This is a genomic window from Clostridium sp., from assembly GCF_032576335.1.
GTDB lineage: Bacteria > Bacillota > Clostridia > Oscillospirales > Acutalibacteraceae > Faecalispora.
On the sequence record NZ_JAWFXC010000005.1, the window covers coordinates 166,489 to 186,867 of the forward strand.

At 35.4% G+C, this 20,379-nt stretch carries 23 protein-coding genes; all 23 read left to right on the plus strand.

The genetic code is table 11. The annotated features are described in order from the left end of the window. Nucleotides 1–396: 396 nt before the first annotated feature. The 23 genes from E7L17_RS07435 to E7L17_RS07545 all read left to right on the plus strand — a co-directional run bounded on the left by E7L17_RS07435 (nt 397) and on the right by E7L17_RS07545 (nt 20,308). Entirely contained in the window at nt 397–3,309 is a 2,913-nt protein-coding gene (locus E7L17_RS07435; protein ID WP_316322626.1) for a hypothetical protein, read from the plus strand. A gap of 231 nt (nt 3,310–3,540) precedes the next feature. Beyond that, complete coding sequence (locus tag E7L17_RS07440; protein ID WP_316322627.1) at nt 3,541–3,729, plus strand: hypothetical protein; 189 nt, start codon at nt 3,541–3,543, stop codon at nt 3,727–3,729. Between the two features lie 620 nt (nt 3,730–4,349). After that, nucleotides 4,350–4,538 carry a hypothetical protein gene (locus E7L17_RS07445; RefSeq protein WP_316322628.1) on the plus strand — a complete coding sequence of 63 codons (189 nt, stop codon included), beginning with the start codon at nt 4,350–4,352 and terminating at the stop codon, nt 4,536–4,538. 30 nt (nt 4,539–4,568) lie between these two features. Further along, complete coding sequence (locus tag E7L17_RS07450) at nt 4,569–5,129, plus strand: hypothetical protein (RefSeq protein ID WP_316322629.1); 561 nt, start codon at nt 4,569–4,571, stop codon at nt 5,127–5,129. After that, a complete protein-coding gene (locus E7L17_RS07455) occupies nt 5,119–5,970 on the plus strand; it encodes a DnaB-like helicase C-terminal domain-containing protein (RefSeq protein ID WP_316322630.1) in 852 nt (283 codons plus the stop codon). Before E7L17_RS07450 ends, E7L17_RS07455 begins: the two co-directional genes overlap by 11 nt. Beyond that, on the plus strand, nt 5,963–6,502 hold the full coding sequence (locus E7L17_RS07460; protein WP_316322631.1) for a DUF5659 domain-containing protein: 540 nt from the start codon (nt 5,963–5,965) through the stop codon (nt 6,500–6,502). The genes E7L17_RS07455 and E7L17_RS07460 overlap by 8 nt, the downstream gene beginning before the upstream one ends. Nucleotides 6,503–7,622: 1,120 nt before the next feature. Further along, nucleotides 7,623–8,027, plus strand: a complete 405-nt coding sequence (locus E7L17_RS07465; RefSeq protein WP_316322632.1) for a helix-turn-helix domain-containing protein — start codon at nt 7,623–7,625, stop codon at nt 8,025–8,027. A 161-nt stretch (nt 8,028–8,188) separates the two neighbouring features. After that, the gene (locus E7L17_RS07470; RefSeq protein WP_316322633.1) at nt 8,189–8,770 is read left to right on the plus strand and encodes a recombinase family protein; all 582 of its coding nucleotides are present in this window, start codon (nt 8,189–8,191) and stop codon (nt 8,768–8,770) included. 189 nt (nt 8,771–8,959) lie between these two features. Beyond that, nucleotides 8,960–9,454: a YfbU family protein gene (locus E7L17_RS07475; RefSeq protein WP_316322634.1), complete on the plus strand. Its 495-nt coding sequence runs from the start codon at nt 8,960–8,962 to the stop codon at nt 9,452–9,454. A gap of 128 nt (nt 9,455–9,582) precedes the next feature. Next, nucleotides 9,583–11,217 carry a hypothetical protein gene (locus E7L17_RS07480; protein WP_316322635.1) on the plus strand — a complete coding sequence of 545 codons (1,635 nt, stop codon included), beginning with the start codon at nt 9,583–9,585 and terminating at the stop codon, nt 11,215–11,217. Between the two features lie 18 nt (nt 11,218–11,235). Then, a complete protein-coding gene (locus E7L17_RS07485; protein ID WP_316322636.1) occupies nt 11,236–12,477 on the plus strand; it encodes a phage portal protein in 1,242 nt (413 codons plus the stop codon). Nucleotides 12,478–12,491: 14 nt separating this feature from the next. After that, on the plus strand, nt 12,492–13,385 hold the full coding sequence (locus tag E7L17_RS07490; protein ID WP_316322637.1) for a minor capsid protein: 894 nt from the start codon (nt 12,492–12,494) through the stop codon (nt 13,383–13,385). A 405-nt stretch (nt 13,386–13,790) separates the two neighbouring features. After that, nucleotides 13,791–14,366 (plus strand): DUF4355 domain-containing protein, encoded by a 576-nt coding sequence (locus tag E7L17_RS07495; RefSeq protein WP_316322638.1) that lies wholly within the window; start codon nt 13,791–13,793, stop codon nt 14,364–14,366. Nucleotides 14,367–14,381: 15 nt separating this feature from the next. After that, a complete protein-coding gene (locus tag E7L17_RS07500; protein ID WP_316322639.1) occupies nt 14,382–15,200 on the plus strand; it encodes a P22 phage major capsid protein family protein in 819 nt (272 codons plus the stop codon). Between the two features lie 84 nt (nt 15,201–15,284). Next, nucleotides 15,285–15,626: a phage head-tail connector protein gene (locus tag E7L17_RS07505; RefSeq protein ID WP_316322767.1), complete on the plus strand. Its 342-nt coding sequence runs from the start codon at nt 15,285–15,287 to the stop codon at nt 15,624–15,626. A gap of 1 nt (nt 15,627) precedes the next feature. Beyond that, entirely contained in the window at nt 15,628–15,957 is a 330-nt protein-coding gene (locus E7L17_RS07510) for a hypothetical protein (protein ID WP_316322640.1), read from the plus strand. Beyond that, the gene (locus tag E7L17_RS07515) at nt 15,954–16,265 is read left to right on the plus strand and encodes an HK97 gp10 family phage protein (protein WP_316322641.1); all 312 of its coding nucleotides are present in this window, start codon (nt 15,954–15,956) and stop codon (nt 16,263–16,265) included. Before E7L17_RS07510 ends, E7L17_RS07515 begins: the two co-directional genes overlap by 4 nt. 8 nt (nt 16,266–16,273) lie before the next feature. Then, nucleotides 16,274–16,648, plus strand: a complete 375-nt coding sequence (locus E7L17_RS07520) for a hypothetical protein (RefSeq protein ID WP_316322642.1) — start codon at nt 16,274–16,276, stop codon at nt 16,646–16,648. 20 nt (nt 16,649–16,668) lie between these two features. Beyond that, entirely contained in the window at nt 16,669–17,247 is a 579-nt protein-coding gene (locus tag E7L17_RS07525; RefSeq protein ID WP_316322643.1) for a hypothetical protein, read from the plus strand. A 7-nt stretch (nt 17,248–17,254) separates the two neighbouring features. Beyond that, nucleotides 17,255–17,611, plus strand: coding sequence for a hypothetical protein (locus E7L17_RS07530; RefSeq protein WP_316322644.1), 357 nt, complete (start codon nt 17,255–17,257; stop codon nt 17,609–17,611). 59 nt (nt 17,612–17,670) lie between these two features. After that, nucleotides 17,671–17,913, plus strand: coding sequence for a hypothetical protein (locus E7L17_RS07535; RefSeq protein ID WP_316322645.1), 243 nt, complete (start codon nt 17,671–17,673; stop codon nt 17,911–17,913). Between the two features lie 14 nt (nt 17,914–17,927). Next, nucleotides 17,928–20,048, plus strand: a complete 2,121-nt coding sequence (locus tag E7L17_RS07540; protein ID WP_316322646.1) for a hypothetical protein — start codon at nt 17,928–17,930, stop codon at nt 20,046–20,048. Further along, nucleotides 20,045–20,308, plus strand: a complete 264-nt coding sequence (locus tag E7L17_RS07545; protein ID WP_316322647.1) for a hypothetical protein — start codon at nt 20,045–20,047, stop codon at nt 20,306–20,308. The genes E7L17_RS07540 and E7L17_RS07545 overlap by 4 nt, the downstream gene beginning before the upstream one ends. Nucleotides 20,309–20,379: the final 71 nt, after the last annotated feature.

Below are 20,379 nucleotides of genomic sequence, written 5' to 3' on the forward strand. Positions count from 1 at the left end.
TTAAACACCTGCCATAAACATGGAGTTTCTCTAATATAGGAGAATATCCGTAAAAATGGCAGGAGAGTTAAAATTTCATTGTCGGATACCCGCTGTCCTTGCGGGGATTCGAGACAAGGAGCTGCCGCAGCAGCGGGCTGGCAAGCCTACTCTGTGTCCTTGACCTTGAGCATATAAGTTAGCACAGTGTGAAGGGGTTGCACCCTCTGAGGAGGGCGCTTTTCCCTACGGCTTGCAGCCGCAGTGAAGAATGATCATTTGAATACAAAAGTAATATTTTTCAAAACAAAGGGCTCTATTACTGGGTTTATGGGGGATTCCCTTATAGATAAGGGGTTATATAAGTAATATTTTTCAAAAGCAAAAAAATGAATAATAAAATGGAGGAATTATATATTGGCATTAACAAAAAATAACGTACATATTATGAGTTTACAGGCTTCGAATATCGCAAAATGCATTCTTAATGATGCAGATAAAATCAAAAAACCATACGATTACAGATTCACTTTTGAGTTTGATAAAGATATCTCTAATACTAAAAAATATCGTGGTAGCTTACCATTTAGTTTAGATATGATGGAACTTGATAGTAAGTATCCTAAGGCTATTCAATGCTTCAAAAATAAAGATAAAACTAAGGAAATTCAATTTACCGATGCTATTATTGATGTTAAATTTGATTTCCCACTAAAAGCAGTGATTAAAAAGCCTAATTATAAATATCAGCCAAAACAAGGCAGAAAATCTGAAAAGCTAATTACATATAAGATTTCTTTTGGCAAAACGATTTTCAATGAAAAGCAATTGAGAGAAATCCTATATCATTCAGGATTTTCCATAGGGGATACAAAATATGTCTTCTATAAGCGTTCAAGCAGCAAAAGTCGGAATGGGCAAATGTTATTCATTGATGTTACTATGCTGGAGCATATGTTGAGTTGGAGCAGAATGGGCTTAAAAATAGAGCAGGGGCAACAGCTTGATGACTTGCCAAGTCTTAAAGCATATGAATCACTTACATTAAGTGGACTAGAAGATACCATCACTATTAGCCCCAAAGAGATATTATTTATAGATGATATTGAACATTCATTTTTGACTTCTGCTAGTATAGCGAGCCTAAAAGATGGAGAACTGGTCGTAGACGAGATTGAGAATTTTGAACGTGCTAATAGTATTTTTGATGGACAGGCTTTACTTGATGAGAGCATCTTTAATGCTTATAAATCCACCAAAGGAAAAGGCATGATGCTTTTAAGAAATCGTTATTTTAAGTCTTGTGCTTTTAATACAAGGCTGCAAGACTATTTTAAGGACTATACAAGACGAACAGGGAAAACAGATACCATTGATTTGTCTGGTGAGATTAGAAAATTATCTGATATTAAAATGGTTGCTACTCCAAGCAGCTTAAAATTATTTAAGTTTGTTTCTGCGTTATTCAAGGATAAAAAGGAATGCTTAGATTTTTGGGTGTTAAATGCTGGCTCTACATTCGGTGTTTGTAAGAGTGAAAAGGCAAGTTTTTATGATGGAGCTTGTCAATTAAGTTACCAAATGATAAACTCCATGCCTCTCACAAGATCTGATGTCAGAGAGCTTTTGCAATGGGAAATTGATTACATAGACAAGCTCAATAACGATTATAGAGTATTTAAGCATCATATACAGTTGGGCGATCCTTCAGCATCAAGAGAATTTGTATATAATTTAATGTGTGTCTGCTCTGATACAAAAGACACTTCATTGTATCGTGATTTTCGCAGACATACGGTTGATCACTATAAAGAGCAGTTGAAAACAGGCAAGATATTAATTCCAAATGCTGATTATTGTGTTTTATTTGGGAATCCGTATGAGATGCTTTTATCTGCGGTGGGGGAGCTTATAGCAGATACAGTTCATCATGATAAAGAAATTTATTGCAGTGGGTATGCAGATGGTGAAAAATTAGTCGGCTTTCGGAATCCCCATCTATGTAGCGGAAATGTGCTGGTTGCACAGAATAAATTCCACAATAATTTGAAGTGGTTTAATCTTACAAATAATATTGTTGTGATCAATAGCTATGATAATGATATTTTTGATAGGCTTCAGGGCGCAGATTTGGATAGTGACACAATTCTTTTAACGAATAATTCTACTCTTCTAAAAGCAGGAGAACAATGCCAGCGATTCAAGACCCCTATCAATAAAATCAAAACATCTAAGGTACATTACACAAATTGCCCACAAAGTCACGCTGATATTGATAATGCTATAGCTGATAATTTCATTGGAAGAATTATTAATCTAAGTCAATTACTAAATAGTTGCTATTGGAATATAGCTTATTGTAATGATGCAGAACAAGAATGGTATGATTTCGAAAGTAAAGCTAAACTGCTTCAAAACATTTATAACAAGATTAGCTTGCTCTCCAGCTTAAGCCAGTTGGAACTTGATAAGGCCAAGAAGTTTTTTGAATTTGGGGATAGCACTATGGGGGATAAAATTAGAGAAATTGTTAGCTTTGATTACGGTGCAGATATTTTAAACGTAGAAAAAGTGAGTATAACACATACTCCGCAAGTAGGAATTACTAAGCTTGAAAAATTGATTTCCGAAAAAAAAGAATGCAAGGATAACGAGAAGAAAAAAGTAATTGCTGATGAAATCCAAAAGATTGTAACAACGGAAATTGAAAAACTTGTCAAGCCAGTTTTCTTCAAATACAATTCTCAAGATGGAAAATGTCAGTTCAGACCTTTTAATACTCCAATGGATTTTGTTTGTCAGATTGTAGATGAAATACCCAAAGCAAAACCACAACAAAAATCAATTCCTCTTTCTAGTTTACTACGTCAGGAAGATCACAAAAAAGTGGATCGTAAACAAATAGATAAACTTTTATTATTGTGTGAGGAAGTAAATATTTTAAAAAAATCCATCTATGCAAAAGGTTTGAGTAAAAAGCAGCGGAAAGATAAAGAGAAGGATTATCAAGATGAATTTGAGAAATCTGTTACTGAAATAAGAAAACTTAGAATTAACCAAGATACAATTATCAATATTTTTAATCGCTGCTACCTTCCAACTTCAAGTAAAAGAAAGTCTATAACAAATAGAATGACGCTTTTGTCTTTGTTGTATAAAGCAAAACCTGCTTTAATTAAAGAATGCTTTGAATACAATCGAGATGAAAACCAGTATTATTTGATTAAAAGTACTGATGGAGATATTGAGTTTTTTGGAAAACGATATGAAGAAATAATGGTTTTCAAACTTCCAAACTGTAATTATCAAGCGAAAGATCAAGCAAGTTAATATATTTTATCAAGGCAATATCTTTCATTAGATGTTGCCTTTTTCCACGCTGTTTTCCAAATTTAATAACTTTAAAGCTAAAAAGTCCTTTAATAAAGCCATCTTTTAAGCTTGATAAACACTCACTCAACGCCCTATATGGATATAGTTAAATAAATTATTATATCAAATTTAAATGTAAAAGTCAAATAAAAATTACAATATAAATCAATTTAGAAAGGAAAATGTATAGTGTCCCAAGAAAATGTAAGGCTTAGACTGGATCGCTTTTTACTTGAAAAAGGGGTAAGACAAGCTTTTATATGTAAAAAAATAGCATTACCTGCAAGTGTGATGTCACAGTTCCGAAAGGGTAAGAAAAACTTGTACACAGATCATTTATCAGCACTTGATGATTTTTTGAAGCAAGAAAACTACTAAACCAATTCTGATATTACCGAGAGTCCTAAGCAGCTCTTGTTAATATATAAATTCTCCTTTTTGTTTGTAATGATTGGTTGTCGATCAAGAAAACTTTTCATGCTGGTTTATGAGCGTTCCAGTCAAAAACGCTCCCTTAGTTGGATAATTGCAGGTTTTAGCCAGCCTGTTAATTATATTCTTTATTATCAATCATGTTTCGCCATGATTTGATTTCCTTTTTTCTTTTTAAAAGGATGCACAGTAGGGGGATACGGTATATTGCCATCCCCTTGGTGTGTGTCTTTTTTATGCAATTTTTAAATACTTACAAGGAGTGATAATGAGATAAAAATAGAATATTTATGGATATGTACCCAGCAGCAAAACAAAATGTTTAGAATGATATCCTGATGTGAAGCACCAATGGAACAAGAAACGGTGGTTTGAATTAGAAGATACAAAAACTGGTGATACAATGTGTGTCCCAGTCTTTTTTTATAATGGGAACAAAACCTATTTGATAAGTGAATCTGTGTTAACAGGAGAAATATCAAATAGATATATTTTTGTAAAACAACACGGGAATGTTCTTGTGATTGAGGATAAAGATTTTTAAAAATGGAATGGAGCAATAAAAAATGAAGTTTGTAAAGTGGTTTATTTGGTATCTAAAAGAGTTCAAAAAGTTTTCAGGCAAACCGTTTGCCGTTAATTTTAAAAACGCAGTCTATTGTGCAAAAGGAATGTGCGAATGGGATAATCTTTCACCGCAGCAGCGAGAAGTTTGGTATTTAAGTGGCGAAGGCAAAACAATGTATTTTAATTAAATAGAAGGAATAAAAAGGAGTAATAAATTAATGACAAACCAAAAAACTAGTAAAACAATGGAAGTTAAGAGCCTTACCGTGTTGGAGGAAATCAGTAAGAACAAGTGTATGGGACTGCTTAACAAGATCATTAAAGATGAGACTGACAATCTACATAGACCGATTTATGTTTTTAAATATGCAAATAATTTGAATGAGGTTATTGGAAAATTTGGTGTTAATACAAATCAAAATGAGGTGTTTACTACATCGGTAGTTAGATGTGTATCTGATTCAAGTACTACTTGTTTTAACTTTGATGATCGAAGTATGGATGGCGATAGATGGGATAACTTTGATGCGAATTCCTTTTATGGTGCAGAGAAGGAAAATACTGTTATCACTCGTAACTATCGCATTGTAAACGATATTTTTGAAGCTGGATATGCTGGAAATCTATGTGGAAGTTTTTATGGTAAGGATAAAAAGCGTGGATTTGTATTCATTGCTAATGACGAGATTCGAGCAATTAAAGCGAAGGGCGATGCAGAAAGCAAAGCTCATTATGAGGGGAAAATGAAGAATCAGGAGAATGGTACTATTGGAAAATGAGGTTAACATAAATCCGATTGCTCATGTATTATCAGATACTGTGCAGAGTATGATGGAAGATAAATCCACCGGAAGCCCCAAAGGAATCTCTACTGGTATTCATCAGATTGATACTATGCTTGGTGGGCTGCAAGGCGGTAATCTATATATAATTGGTGCTCGGCCGGGTATGGGTAAATCAAGTTTGGCTTTGCAGTTGGCTTGTAATGCCGCTAAAGATGATAATAGAGTTTTATTTGTATCGCTTGAGATGACAAATAAGCAACTTGTAACTAGGCTGCTATCTTCTCAAACTGGTATCAAGCATACTGCTTTGAGGGATTGTAGTATTAGTGAGATGGAATTGGGAGTGATTAATTTAGCAGTTGATAAGCTAAAGGATTTACCATTGTATTTAGTGGATCAGACGGCATTAACAATTAATGATATTACTATCGCAGTTGAATATAACAAGCCAGATATCTTGTTTATAGATTATCTTGGATTGATCCAACCAGCGAGGAATGAGGATAGGCGAATTGAAGTCGATAAGATTTCTTACGCTTTAAAGAGTATTGCAAAATACTTTAATATTCCGGTTGTATGCTTATCCCAGCTTCGTAGAGGAACTATTGGATCAGATGATAGCAAATGTCCTTCGCTATCTGATTTGAGAGATAGCGGAGCCATAGAACAAGCTGCTGACGCTGTGATTCTGATTCACAGAAATAGAAAGGATGAATTACATATTGCTAAAAATAGGCATGGTGAAACTGGTGTTATTAATGCTAATTGGTATGGCGATAATTTAAGATTTTATTTTGATAATAAAGAAAAATGTGAGGAAATTAAAAATGGATAAAGTTAAAACTAGAGCTGTTAAAAATAGGAATGTGGCTGTCAAGTTGGTGAATGCTGGTTTTGAATTGCTCAATATTACAAAAAGTTATGATGATGGAAAGCCTTGTTTTATTTTTGAAGATACAAAAGAGTTTGCTAAAAAGTTTGATGAGCTTTTAGGAAATGTGGAAAAATCCAAGAAAAACGATAGTGATTCGGATTGCAGTTTGACCTGGATTGAAAGACAATATTTAATTAAGTTTTTGCAGAATCGGAAGCAAGAGTATCAGTCTATGGGTGTTAATGTAGATACGATTGATACTATTATTTGTAAGCTTAAAAAAAAGAATCAAGCTGAGGATGAAAAGAATAAAAGTACAGATAGTGCCCTACGAATTTCCTCTGAATTGGCAGAAAAGATAAAAAAAATTGATACCCAAAAGCTATTGGGCTATGTTAACAAGACCGATGTTGCCCAGCGAATCGCAATAGAAAATATGAGTAAACTTAGTCATCCTGCTCTCGGAATGAACTATCCTTGGATGAATAAATGATAAGATGGACATAAAAAAATGTCTGCCTCGCCACACGAAGTGACAGGGCAGATTCTTTATAAGGTATTAGTTAGACCATTAAAATATATAAATGAGAAAAATTATGGGCGAAACAATATTGTTAGATTCATACTGATATGTTTTGTCCTTTGGATATTATCCAATATTTAATGTTACAAAGAATTTTATTGGATAATCCAAGGTTGATGCATGGGAAAAGTGTCATGTAAATACATAGATATTAGTTTGTATTTATTGCAAATGACCAATAATTCGAAAAAACTATTTACAATAATACGATACCGTAGTAATATATAAGTACAGACGAGGAATCGGAAAGACGGTTGCTCCCACATTATTATTAAAGAAATAACCGTACTAATGGGGATTAGGAGGCGGTTATTTCTTTTTGTTTATGTTTATCATTAGTGTAGTCGCTGCAATTGTAGCAACAATAGCACCAGTAATTACACCCATAAACTGACATAGGTCAGAAAACGTAATGTACATAGCACCCCCTCCTGTCTGTGTGTAAATCACACTTCGACGAAGGGAAATAAAAAAAGATTTTAACTTCCCTTCTGCTTCTAGATTGAAAGGAAGTAACCGCCATCTATTTTGGGAAATAATTAAGCCAAAAAGCCCGATTCCAAGTCTATGATATAATTCTACACCGTATTAGGATATGTTGTCAAATTCTTTCCCATAAACTTGCAAAAAAATTGAACCTAACTAAATATCCAGATGCAATACATATCTAATTCTTCCCCGGTTTCCACGTATGCCCACAATTAATACAAGAAACCTCTATATTACCACTTCCAATAAAACCCGCTAACAGACCTACCGACCTGTTACGACAGCTCCTGCGAGAGCTTTACCAACACCAAAGCCCTTCTTATTAGCTGTTAAGGATTGAGAACCACATTTGGGGCAGCGAGGAGTGGTTTACTGCTAAAAATATGAAGATGGCCAGATTAAAGTGTTGTTAATAGAGCTTAGATTTTAATACATTTAGTGCTTTGGTCAATATTATTTATTGACACTCTTTTAATGAGAGTGTCTTTTTTTCATCATAACAAAAAGTTATGTAAACTTGTAAATTAAGGAAGTGATGATATTGTTAAGTGACAAAGAACGAAAAGTAGTTGAATTAATGGTAGAGGGAAAGACAAGTAAAAGCGATATTGCAAAGCTTTTGGGTGTTTCTCGAACGATGGTCTATAATTATTTGGATAAAAAAGAAGTACAGGCAGAGATAGCCAGATGCTTGAACGACATCCGAACCCAGTCTGAACAAAAAATTGTTGCTCAAATCGAGCCAGTAATTGAAGAGTTATATCGGATTGCTCTTACTGGTGGTACGAGAGAACGTAAGGATGCTTGTATTTATTTAATCAATAGAGTATTGGGTACTCCTAAAGCCATTCTGGATATTGACGATAAGAGAGAAGATAACAATGATGTTGATGTATTAGCTGCTTTCGATGCAGTGGCTAATAGTGAGGATGGGGAGAAGGAATGAGTGTTCCAACAAACTATAGCTATCCGATACATAAAATTTTCTATTTGTAAGAAGTAGAAAGTCATATTTTGTGCGGGTTAGCATAATGTAAATGTGTTCCACTTGCTTGACAACCTTTTTGAAACAGAATATCATAAAGGTGTAGAAAGGAAGTGGAACACATGATATATTCTTATGAGCGTGTTTCTACACAAAAGCAAGATGAAAGAAGGCAAGAAATTGCCTTAGATAAATACAATATTGATAAGAGATTTATTGATAAAAAATCTGGCAAGGATGTAGATAGGCCAGCTCTCAAAGAACTTCTTTCCCTGCTTGTTGATGGGGATATTATTTACTGTGAAAGCATATCCCGCCTTGGTCGCAATGTGGATGATTTAAGGCAGCTTACTGATTCTATTAAGGATAAAGGGGCTACTATCCATTTTGTTAAAGAGGGTATCTCTACTGATGGTAGTGGCTATAAGTTCCTTGTTACAATCTTAGGAGCAGTCGCAGAGATGGAACGAGAAACTATTAATGATAGAATCCGAGAAGGAATGCAAAAGGCTAAGAAGTATGGAACTAAAAGCGGTAAAGATATTGGTAGACCTGAAGCAACATTACCCAAGAACTTTACTAAGTACTATGACCAGTGGAAGGCAGGAGGCATTACTGCTGTAGAGTTTGCAAAGCTCCTTGATGTTGGCAGAACAACATTATATAGATACATCAATATATTTGAATCAAAAACCAAACGATAAATAATAAAATTAATTTGCCACTTCCTATTCTTATTTTAGGGGTGGCATTCTATTTTTGTGTGGGGAAAATATGTGGTTTGATAAGCTACAGAAATTTCTCATAAAATTAAAACCCATATATATCTGTTGTGAATTGTTGAAATTAATTGTATAATTATGATTATTAAAATAATTTGGGAGGGGTATATTATGGATTTATCGGAGAAGGATAGACTAATTCTTTATAATCAGTATCGTATTTTGGAAAAACTATACCCAGATGAAGAAAAAGAATGCCAACTGGCGCAGGAAGTCCTTTTAAATGGATACGAATTGGAATACGATGAGTTAATTGAAATGATGCGTATTGTTCCAAAAGAAGTATGTAACGAGGTTATTGATGTTCTTCAAATGTTTAGGAGTCTATTCTTTTCTTATGAAAATCTTAAAGATAAATCAGGGATAAATGAATATGACGTTAAGTTTCAAGGCTTTGATGGGAATGAGGAAGGAAAGCATTATTCGTATGCTAAATTTTTTATCAAAGATAAAAAAAGATATGAAGAACTGAATGATTGTGAAATGAATAGTCATTCGAATAAACTTGACCAGTATAGAGAAATGTTAGGTGTGTGGAGACAATTTGAACGCTACTCTTCTCACTTAACTAAAGAACAGATTTTAGAAATTATATCTTTAAAGTAAATAACAAGTAAAATTACAAGGTGCTTTTCGAGTACTTTGTTTTTTTATAGCTTAATGAATAAAGAAGGCGATAACAAATTAAATCCAACCAAAATATAAATATTATAAACACAATTGAAAATGCTCAATTGCTCTCAAAATATCTCATTTGTTATTATGATGAAGATCAAGCAAAGCAGCTTTTACTTGAAAACAAAAATAATCTGTTTGGCTATCATGGATTGGCTTATGCGCTGGGAAAACGTAGCCTTGAATTCTTTTGCATGTACTTTCTTCAAGATATCTATACCGGAGAGGATAAAGCAGCATTAGCAGATATCCACTATACCATGTGGGATGAGGTTCAGGAGATGATTCTCAATAAATCCCATGATAAACAAGCATATATTCTGCCAAGGGGGTTAGGCAAAAGTACTGTCATTACCTTGGCTGTTGCAATCTGGTGTGCCGTATATAAATTTAAGACATTTACCGTTATTGCTAGTGCTATAGGCGATACAGCTGAAGCCTTCATTCGCAATATTCGTATGGCTATAGAAGGTAATGCTTACATAGAATCTGCATTTGGAAAGCTGTTTGACCCAAGGAAGTGTGTTTGTAACTCTGAGAAAATTGAGCTTACCAATAAAACCATGATTCAAAGTGTAAGTGCTTCCTCCAGTCTAAGAGGTAAAGCATATAACAATAAGAGAATTGAGCTTGCTTTACTGGATGACTATCAAAAAGCGGATGAAATTGTATCTGATGAACAGCGTGAACGCAAATGGAAACGCTTCTCTGATGATATCAACTATGCCATGCAAAAAGATAACAGTACAATCATTGCACTTGGCACACTCCAATGCAAGGGGGATTTCTATGACCGTCTTCGTAATTCCCCCACATGGAAGACCAGACAAGCGAAAGCGGTGTTGCTTGATAATCTGGAAGAGTATTTTAGTACTGGATTATGGAGCGAATTCAAATCATTGCTTTTGGATAAGTCAAATGAATTCCGTCTTGATGATGCAAAGGAATTCTATTTTCAAAATCAATCAGAAATGCAGTTTCCTTTACTATGGCAAGATTACTGGTCATACTTAGATATGGCACTTCTTTATTACGAAAATCCAGTTTCCTTTGAACAGGAGATGCAGGGTAATATTGATAATGTTGGTGTACGGTTGTTTAAAACAATTCTCACGAAACCAGCGCATGAAATAGAATCTCAAGATTTTAAGAAGACCATTCTTTCTATTGACCCAGCAGGAACAGCTCGAATTGGAAGTAAGAGAGATTATTATGCTTTCTGCATTCTATCTGAAGTTGATAGCGGAATTAAGTATGCAAGAAAATCACTTATTCATGATTTTGAAATGGATGATTACATAGATTTGACCATTCGACTTTTAAAAGAGTATCCTGATATAGCAGCTTTGAGCATTGAAAAGAATGTGTATTCTGGAGCCGATGCTATCCGAATAAGGGAGCTTATCAACAAAGATGATGATTTAAAACATAGACAGATTACCATTATTAATAAGAGCAGAACCAAAAACAAAGATAATCGCATTAGTGCTATTGTGGGTGATGTGAATATGGGTAGAGTTATCTTTAATGAAGAAGATACTGAAGCTATTCAGCAGTTACAAGACTTTTGCGGAACAAAATTTACTCTGCATGATGACTATCCCGACTGTTTAGCCGATGCCATAGAGCAAATAGCGCAAATAGAGACAGCCAGTAAATTAACTGTGCTGCCTTTTTCATTTTTAGGACTATAAAGAAGGTGAAAATAGAATTTGACAGATAAAATTAAAAGGTTAGTTGCAGATTATCATGCAACAGCATATATGTATCAGAAAATGCTGGACTACTATAATGGAAAGCACGATATCCTTAATACCTATCGCTATGAGGAAAATCGAGCGAACAATAAAACGGTAATCAACTATATTCAAAAGTTTGTTGAAGAAGAATTATCTTATACTTTGGGCAATCCGATTTCTTATATTTCTAAGTCTGGTAATGAGAATATTGTGAATGATATTGATTATAGCTTGTACCATTGGCAGACCACTCATAATCAGGAACTATGCCGTCAGCTGGAGATATTTGGTATAGCTTATGAGCTGTATTATATTAATCATAGCGGTGAGTTTTGTAGCAGGATACTAAACCCAACCAATAGCATTTGCTATACGGATACTGATAATATTCCTCAGATATTCATTCATTTTTACAAACTAAAGTATGACGATTCTGAATATTACGATGTTTATTATCGTGACAAAATAGAGATTTATAAAGACAATACATTGCAATCTACAAAGAAGCATATCTTTAGCGGGGTTCCTGTTTCAATTTGTAGTATTGGAGCGGAACAGACTATCTATAATAAGATCAAAGGTTTGAATGATGCGTATAACCTGATTGCTTCAGATCAAATCAATATCATTTCTGACTACCGTAATGCGTATCTTACTGTAACAGGCGCAACGGTAGATGAGGAAACAGCCGATATGCTCAAAATTAAAGGTATCCTCAATATTCCCGGTGGAGATGCAAAAGTAAGTTGGCTAATTAAAAATATTGATTCATCCTACATAGATTCGATGCTCAAAGAGATTAAGAATAGTATGTATTCTGTTTGCAATCATGTGGACAGCCAAGAGCGATTACAATCAAATATTAGTGGCACAGCTTTAAGATCAAGACTGGTATTTTTGGAGCAGCGTTGCAAAACTGTTTTTGATGCAGTATGCGATACAGTTTATGATCGCCTACAATTCTTGTTTGAATATCTGGTACTAAAAAACAAGGTGTATGAATGGCGAGACATTGTAATTAATTTCAATCCAAATATTCCTCAAGACATTGAAATGATGTCCAGAGTGATTACTAATGTCGGTGATAAAATCAGTCAGGAGACAGCAATTTCCTTGTTAGGTATTGCTGAAAATCCAGCGAATGAAATAGCCAAAATTAAAAAGGAACGTGCCGAACTAGAAAAAATCGACCTTAATAAAATCCATGCTGTTTAGGGAGGCTGCACATAATGAATAAGCAGCTTCAGAATGAGATTCTAGGTATTAAACAAGATTCCGAGCAATACGCAGTTAAGCAAACAATTGAGCTTTTAAGAGCATACAGACACAATTTAGATGAAGTACAAGAGCAGATTGCAAAGATATATGCCCGGTATACTGTTGATGGTAAACTCAATATATCTTCTCAAGTTCGGTATAATGTTCTTCTCCAATTGGAGCGGCAATTAACGGAACAAATGCAAGGTTTGGGTGAAAAGACAGTTGATAAAACGACTAATATTTTGACCAATATATTTAACGATACATACGTTAAGACAGCCTTTGTATTGGACAAAGGTACTCAAGCATTCAAATCATTTTCTTTACTTAAACCTGAATTTGTAAAAGCCGCTGTAATGGCTCCCATAGAGGGTAAAACATTTAGTTCTCGTATTTGGGATAATGTTGATGATTTAGCAGTTCGAGTAAAAAGAGATGTAGAGCGGGCTTTAATACAAGGGCAATCAGTTGAGAAGCTTGCTCGTAAAATTAAATCTGATTTTGGTTCAACTGCATATCAGGCAAAGCGGGTTATCAATACGGAAACAGCTAAAGCCGTATCTTCTGCACAGGCTGAAGTATATCGTTCCAGCGGTGTTGTTAAGCGGGTTATGTGGGATGCTACATTAGATAATGATACCGCCAATGAAGATAGAAAATTAGATGGTAAAACATGGGAAATTGATGAAGATCATCCTATCCCTCCACTTCATCCGAATTGCCGTTGTTGTCTAATTCCTGTTGTTGATGGCTGGAAACCTACCAAGAAACGTGAGAACATTATTGACCCTGTTACAGGACAAAAGAAAGTGATTAACTATTCTACTTATGATAAGTGGAAATCCACACATGAAATAAAGTAGTACAAAGACAGTATCAATTATAAGTGAAATTTAAGCTGTAAGGCATTTTGATTTTCAAGGTAAGTGTTTATATTACCTTGTTTTTTTATTGCCTTAAATTGAAAAAAATCATTGAAAATGACACTAGAATAATACTTAAATGGATAGTTTCAGAGAGTGATTGTAAAATGGCAAGACTGACACAGAAAAATTTGATAGAAACAGAATTCTTCCGCAATGAGTTTAACAGAATTCAATATAACGATATCTGCAAACGATGTGCGAATGAATGTAAGCAAAGCTATAAATCAGTCCTTATTAAGTGTCCGAAATACAGACATTAGTAAGGGCTGTTTTTATATAAGAATTTATCTGCACTTGATAGACTTTTTGAGTATACCAAGGGCAAAAGAATAGGAGTTTGAAATGGATTTTAAAGAAATTATTGCAGAACTAGAAAAGTTTAAGGATACCGATGAGTATAAAAACTATATTGGCGGTTTAATGACAGCTGATAGAGTTGGTTTATATCTGGATACTGATGATGGCAAAAAGTTTATTCAGCCTGTACTTGATAAGTATCATTCTAAGGGGTTGGATACATGGAAAGCCAATAATCTTTCTAAATTGATGGACGAGGAAATCAAAAAGCGTTATCCAGATGCAGATCCAAAAGATGCAAAATTAGCAGAGCTTCAGGCTCAGTTTGAGCAGATGAAAGCCGAAGCCACTCGAAAGGATTTGACCAATAAGGCATTAAAACTGGCTACTGAAAAAGGGTTGCCTGTTGAGATGATTGATTTCCTTGTTGGTACAGATGAGGAAACGACTACAAACAATCTGGCTGCATTCGAGAAGGTTTTTAATGACAAACTTTCTGCTGGAATTGAAGCCAAGCTAAAGAGCAATACACACATTCCCCCGGCTGATGACCCGGAACAGCTTAGTGGGGTAGAGAGAGCATTTTATAGCAAAAATCCGGGACTAAAAACTAAAATTTAAAGGAGTTTGATATTTATGGCACATACACTACAAGAACGTTATTCCGCACTGGTGGACGCAAAACTAAGAAAGACCCTTGTAACCAAGGATAACGTGATTTTTAATCTCAATTATGAAGGTGATCCCAAGGCAGGTGCAGTTAAGATTCCTGTTCGTGATACGGAAGTCACTGCACGAGAGTATGACAAAGCAAATGGCATTAGTGCCGAAACTGGTAGCACTACATATCTTACTGTTTCCATTAATAACGATGTAGCGGTTAATGAAATTGTTGATGGCTCTGATGCTGCTTCTGTTCCCGATGGTGTCATTGCAGAGCGTCTTGACAGTGCCGGTTATAGTCTGGCTAATTCTCTTGATAAGGATGCTATTGCAGAACTGGAAGAGGGTGGTACAGCTATGGCAAGTACTACGGCACTTACTAAGACTACTGCATATGAAACCATTGTGGATGCTCGTACTGCGCTATCTGATGCAGGTGTCCCTACTGATGGTAGATGGTTGATTGTTACACCCAGCGTTTATGCTCTGCTGCTTAAATCCTCTGATTTTATTAAGCAATCTGATTTGAGCCAAGAACTAGTCGCTACTGGTGCGATTGGTAAAATTGCAGGTTTTGCCGTCTATGAGAGTAATAATCTTTCTGATGAAACAGAATTCATTGCCGGTCATCCTCAGTATTGTCACCGCATTGATGAATGGAACGTGCCTGTAACCGTTCAGTCCCTTGCCGGTTCTGGCAAGTATGTAGGTGCTTCAGCCGTTCAGGGAAGAAAGGTGTTTTCCCATAAAGTAAGCAAAGCTGCTGCTGTTGTAGTCAAAACAAAAGCATAATTAAATAATACAAGCGTTGTGAGGGCGAGTAAAACCGTCCTCTTTTGCTTTATTTAAGTGGGGTGAGTACCAATAAAAGAAAATATTCTATCATCTGTAAAAGCCATTCTAGGGCTTGCAGACAGTAACTTAGATACACTCTTAAACTATGCCATTGACCGGGCAGAGATTGCAATTATGACTTATACAGGTTGGGAAACGTTGGATGAGCATTATGTTTCTGCTTGGATCAGCTTGGCTATTTCCTATTTTAACAATGATAAATATAAAAATGATATTTCAAATGGCAAGCAAATGAAAGCATCTCAAACACAGGGTTCACGCTCTGAAACGTACATTAATACATCTATTACCAATATGAATGCAGACGGATTGACCGATGATGTAAAAGCTATGCTTCCTCTACCACGGCTGAAGGTGTTTTAATATGAACTGGTTTTATGATAAGCAGATCACGCTTTTAAAAGAAACTGATGGTTATATGTATCATGGCTCATGGGTGGAAGGTGAAATAGTCGAAGTGAAGTCTATTCCTTGTGATGTACAACCAGCGAGCCGAGAGCAGATATTTAAAGACTATGGTTATTATATTGATTGCACATATCGGGTTTTCTGTGATTTGGATAGTGATATTGGAATTGGCGGTTTGGTTCGATACAAAGACAAAGATTTTGACATTGCCAAAGTAATTGAATGGGATGATTATTTAGATTGTTTTGTCAAAGAGCGTAATGTAACGCAGGGGGAAAATATATGAGTTCTCCATTTGAAGATGAAATTAACCGTGTCATGAAAGCAGGATTGCAAGGCATGCAGGAATCTATGTTTATGATTGAGGCTGATACAAAGCAGCTATGCCCAGTTGATACAGGAACATTGAAACGCTCCTATACTTCTGATGCTGTTATTGACGGTGATAATATTATTGGTACAGTTGGAACGAATGTGGAGTATGCTCCTTTTGTGGACTGGAAAAAGCCTCATCTTACAGCCGCAGTAGATCAAAATATGGAATCAGTAAAGCAAAAAATAGCGAATGCACTAAGGCAGCGTGATTCATTATGAGTATGGATATGAATGTAATTCGGGAGCATCTTGTTCTCGATACCGAAATAAATAGCTTAGTTGGCGAAAATATCTTTCTCTTTGAAAAACCACCGAAATCAAAAGCTGAAACCTATATTATTTATAATTTTAAAGAGTTGAACGGCGGTTCATCTATTCGAGATTATCAGCTTGATATTCGGATTGTAAGTAAAGATAAATTAAAGCTATTCCCTATTAAAGATAGGCTAATAGAAATATTGGATAACTTTAATAAACCAACCAAAATTAAAGATTCTGAAACAATTATCAGACATACCCACCTTGTTAATGGTGGGGGAATTATTAAAAATGAAGAATCAGGCGAGTATCATCTACTCGTCTATTTTCTTGTCAAAATTTAAATTAGGGGGAATTTCACTCTATGAATTATATTAAAAATGGCAATCAAGAAGTTGTAATGGGTTCTGGTGATCTGTACGCAATTCCAGTAAAAGAGATTGCGGATGTTTTTAACCTTACAGAAGCGGAAGAAGCAAAACTGACCTATTTAGGATACATTGAAGCCAATTCTGTTTTGAAATCTGAAATCGAAAAGGAGCCGCTTAAATCTGCAAATGCGGGTTTAGTGGGTGAATTTATTAAAGAAAAGACAAATACTTTTCAGACAGGTATTTTTAGCTGGAATCTCGAGAACATCTCAAACTTCCTAACCGGATCAACCTATACTGTAGATGAAACTACAGGCAAAACTATTTTTTCTTATGCGCATGAAGACAAATCACCTAATGTTTATTTGCGCTTTGTAAGTACCGATGAAGCAGCAAAGAAGAAAATTGTTGTGAATATGTTTACCTGCGCTTTTAATGGAGAGTTGAACTTTGACTTTAACTTAGAAAAGCCTGTAACTTTTGATTATGCCTTTACTATTATAGCTCAATTAAAACCCAGCACAGGAAAGCACGTTTACTACGAAGTATCAGTAGAAGATCTGGAGGACTGATAAATAAATGAGAATTATTGACTTATCGCTTCTCAAAGAAGAAGATTTTACAATTAAGACTGTTACCGGGGAAGAATATCATATTGATGGTAACTTTAGTACAGAATTTTTCCTGACACTATATGATGCTTATCAAACAGTACAGAATACCGTTAAATCAGATGTTAGAGCAGCAACCGAGTTAATGAAAGACATTGTTGTAAAAATTCTAAGCCTTGACCCGGATAAAAATGTTACCAGAGAAACGCTCAGGGAACAGAAAATTGATAACTTTGTAATGTTACAAGCTATTCTAACTTCCACTATGCAGCAAGCGAATGAGAGGGCGAATAACCCTTCTTCAGAATCCCCGACATCAAATTAAAAAGTGTTGGGGATTCCTCAATTTCACAGGTTGTAAGAGCCAGTGAAGATGTTGAAATCATGGAAAATATTGTGCTTGTATCTATGGAAACACACAATAGTTACCATGACATTATGCGTATGCCTTATAGTGCCTTTTTGGGATATATCAAACAAATTCGGCTCCGTCAGCTCATGCAAAATCCAGAATGGCGAGAAGCCTATTTGAAATGGCAATATCAAGAAGATTATACAAATGGAAATATAGTGAAGCAAACAAAGCCAGATTTACAGGGCTTGCTTGCTTTGCAAGAATCGGAATAAAAAGGGGGTGAAATATGTCAGTTGTTAATTTAGCAGAGTATTCCTATAAACTGACTTTAGATTCTTCGGAATATAACAACAGTATGAAAAATGCTGATGTACAAGCAGAAGGAATGAAATCAAGGTTATCTAGTGTAGGTAATTTTCTCAAAACTTCCCTTGTCGCTGGTATGGCTGCCGCTGGTGCTGGTGTGGTCGCTTTGGGCAAACAAGCTATAACTGCATATGGAGATTACGAGCAGCTTATAGGTGGTGTAGAAACTCTATTTAAAAATAGCTCAAATATAGTTAACGAATATGCAGCGAATGCTTATAAAACGGCGGGAATGTCTGCAAATACATATATGGAAACTGTTACAAGTTTTTCTGCAAGTTTATTGCAAAGCCTCAACGGGGACACAGCTAAGGCGGCTCAAGTAGCCGATATGGCTATTACAGATATGTCTGACAATGCTAATAAGATGGGTTCTAGCATGGAATCGATCCAAAATGCTTATCAAGGTTTTGCAAAGCAGAACTATACCATGCTTGATAATCTTAAACTTGGCTATGGCGGCACAAAAGAAGAAATGCAGCGGTTACTCTCTGATGCGGAAAAATTATCTGGTCAGAAATATGATATCAGCAATTTAAATGATGTATATGAGGCGATTCATGTTGTACAAACAGAACTTGGTGTAACAGGAACAACTGCAAAAGAAGCAAGCACTACTCTTCAAGGCAGTGCTTCAGGCATGAAAGCTGCTTGGTCAAACTTACTTGTTGGACTAGCGGATGAAAATCAAAATTTTGATTCTTTACTAACAAATTTGATTGACAGTATCGGCACTTTTGCTGAAAATCTTTTACCCCGAATAGAAGTTGCTTTTAGCGGTATTGCAAAATTGGTCGGTGCATTGGGGCCTAAAATTGCAGGAATGTTACCCGGTATTGCATCTGATATATTGCCGCAAATTGCAGGAATAGCTATTTCCATGATTCAAAATTTGTTTACTGGGCTGGCAAATACTTTGCCACAGCTTATTACTAAAATTGTGGATAGTATATCACAAGCATTACCATTATTAATTGCCTCTGCTGTAGAAGCAGTCACAACATTGGCGCAAGGACTTATAGATAACATACCAGCGTTAATTAATGCCGCTATGCAATTGGTTCAGGGATTAACTAATGGAGTTATTGCCGCAATTCCAGTATTAATAGATGCCGTGCCAGATATTATAAACAATTTGATGAATACAATTCTTGAAAATATCCCTCTTATTATCCAAACTGGAATTAGTTTGTTTGTGGCTCTAATTGAAGCATTGCCAGAAATTATTGTTGCAATCGTTGCAGCAATACCATTGATTGTTTCAAACATTACCGATGCGCTAATCAATAATATACCACTCCTTATAGAGGCAGGAATACAATTATTTACTGCAATTATCGGAAACTTGCCACAGATTATATCAATAGTCATCGGTTCAATTCCATTAATCATTTCTGCTGTTGTTGAAACCTTTAATGGGCTGATGGGGAAAATGCTGAATGTGGGCGCAGATATTGCAACCAATATCTGGAATGGAATTAAAAACATTTGGAGTAGTATTGTACAATGGTTCGATGACAGCATTAATTCACTGGCAGAGTGGTTCAATGGTTTGGGGGATACGTTTACAAATATCGGTTCTAGTCTTATCAATTGGGTTTGGGATGGGTTGAAATCGGTTTGGGAAAATATATCGTCATGGGTGACTGAAAAAGTGAAATGGTTGACAGATAAATTATCTTTTTGGAAGAAAAGCCAAAGCAAAATGAAGAGCGGTAATTCTAAAAATGATGATGTAGACGGTTCTCATGCTAATGGTTTATCTTATGTTCCTTTCGATGGATACAAGGCACTTTTACATAGGGGTGAGCGTGTTCTAACAGCGAAAGAAAACGCTGCTTATAACTCCAGTAGCTATAGCAGTAATGTCCCTGTCAACATCCAGATGGGAAATATCGTCGTTCAAGGCAGTGCAGATGAAAAAATATTAGCTCAAATCCAGAGAGCGCAGAAACAAGCGGTAACTGATGCAATGAATCAATTCAATCAATCACTTTCAGGGCTTAATATTTTGGCTATTCAAAGGAGTTGTACTCTATGAATCTAATTCAAAACACGCTCCTGAAAACGATTCAATATTTAGTAAAAGATGGAATATCAAAAGCGGGATATGACTGTACTTTAACTGGAACGGTTACTGATATTGTTAGTGAGAATAAATATGAAGTTAACTTACAGGGAAATAGACGAGTTTTAAATTGTGCTGTGGATGTACATATCAATGTAGCTGATGTTGTGTTTGTTACATTACCCCAAAACAGTATTATGAATGCTTATATCTCTGGAGTGAAACGAAGATGAATAAATGAAATGGTGGTTTAGGCATATGCTTAAGCCACAATTTTTTCTGCAATTTTTATTGCAATAAATTT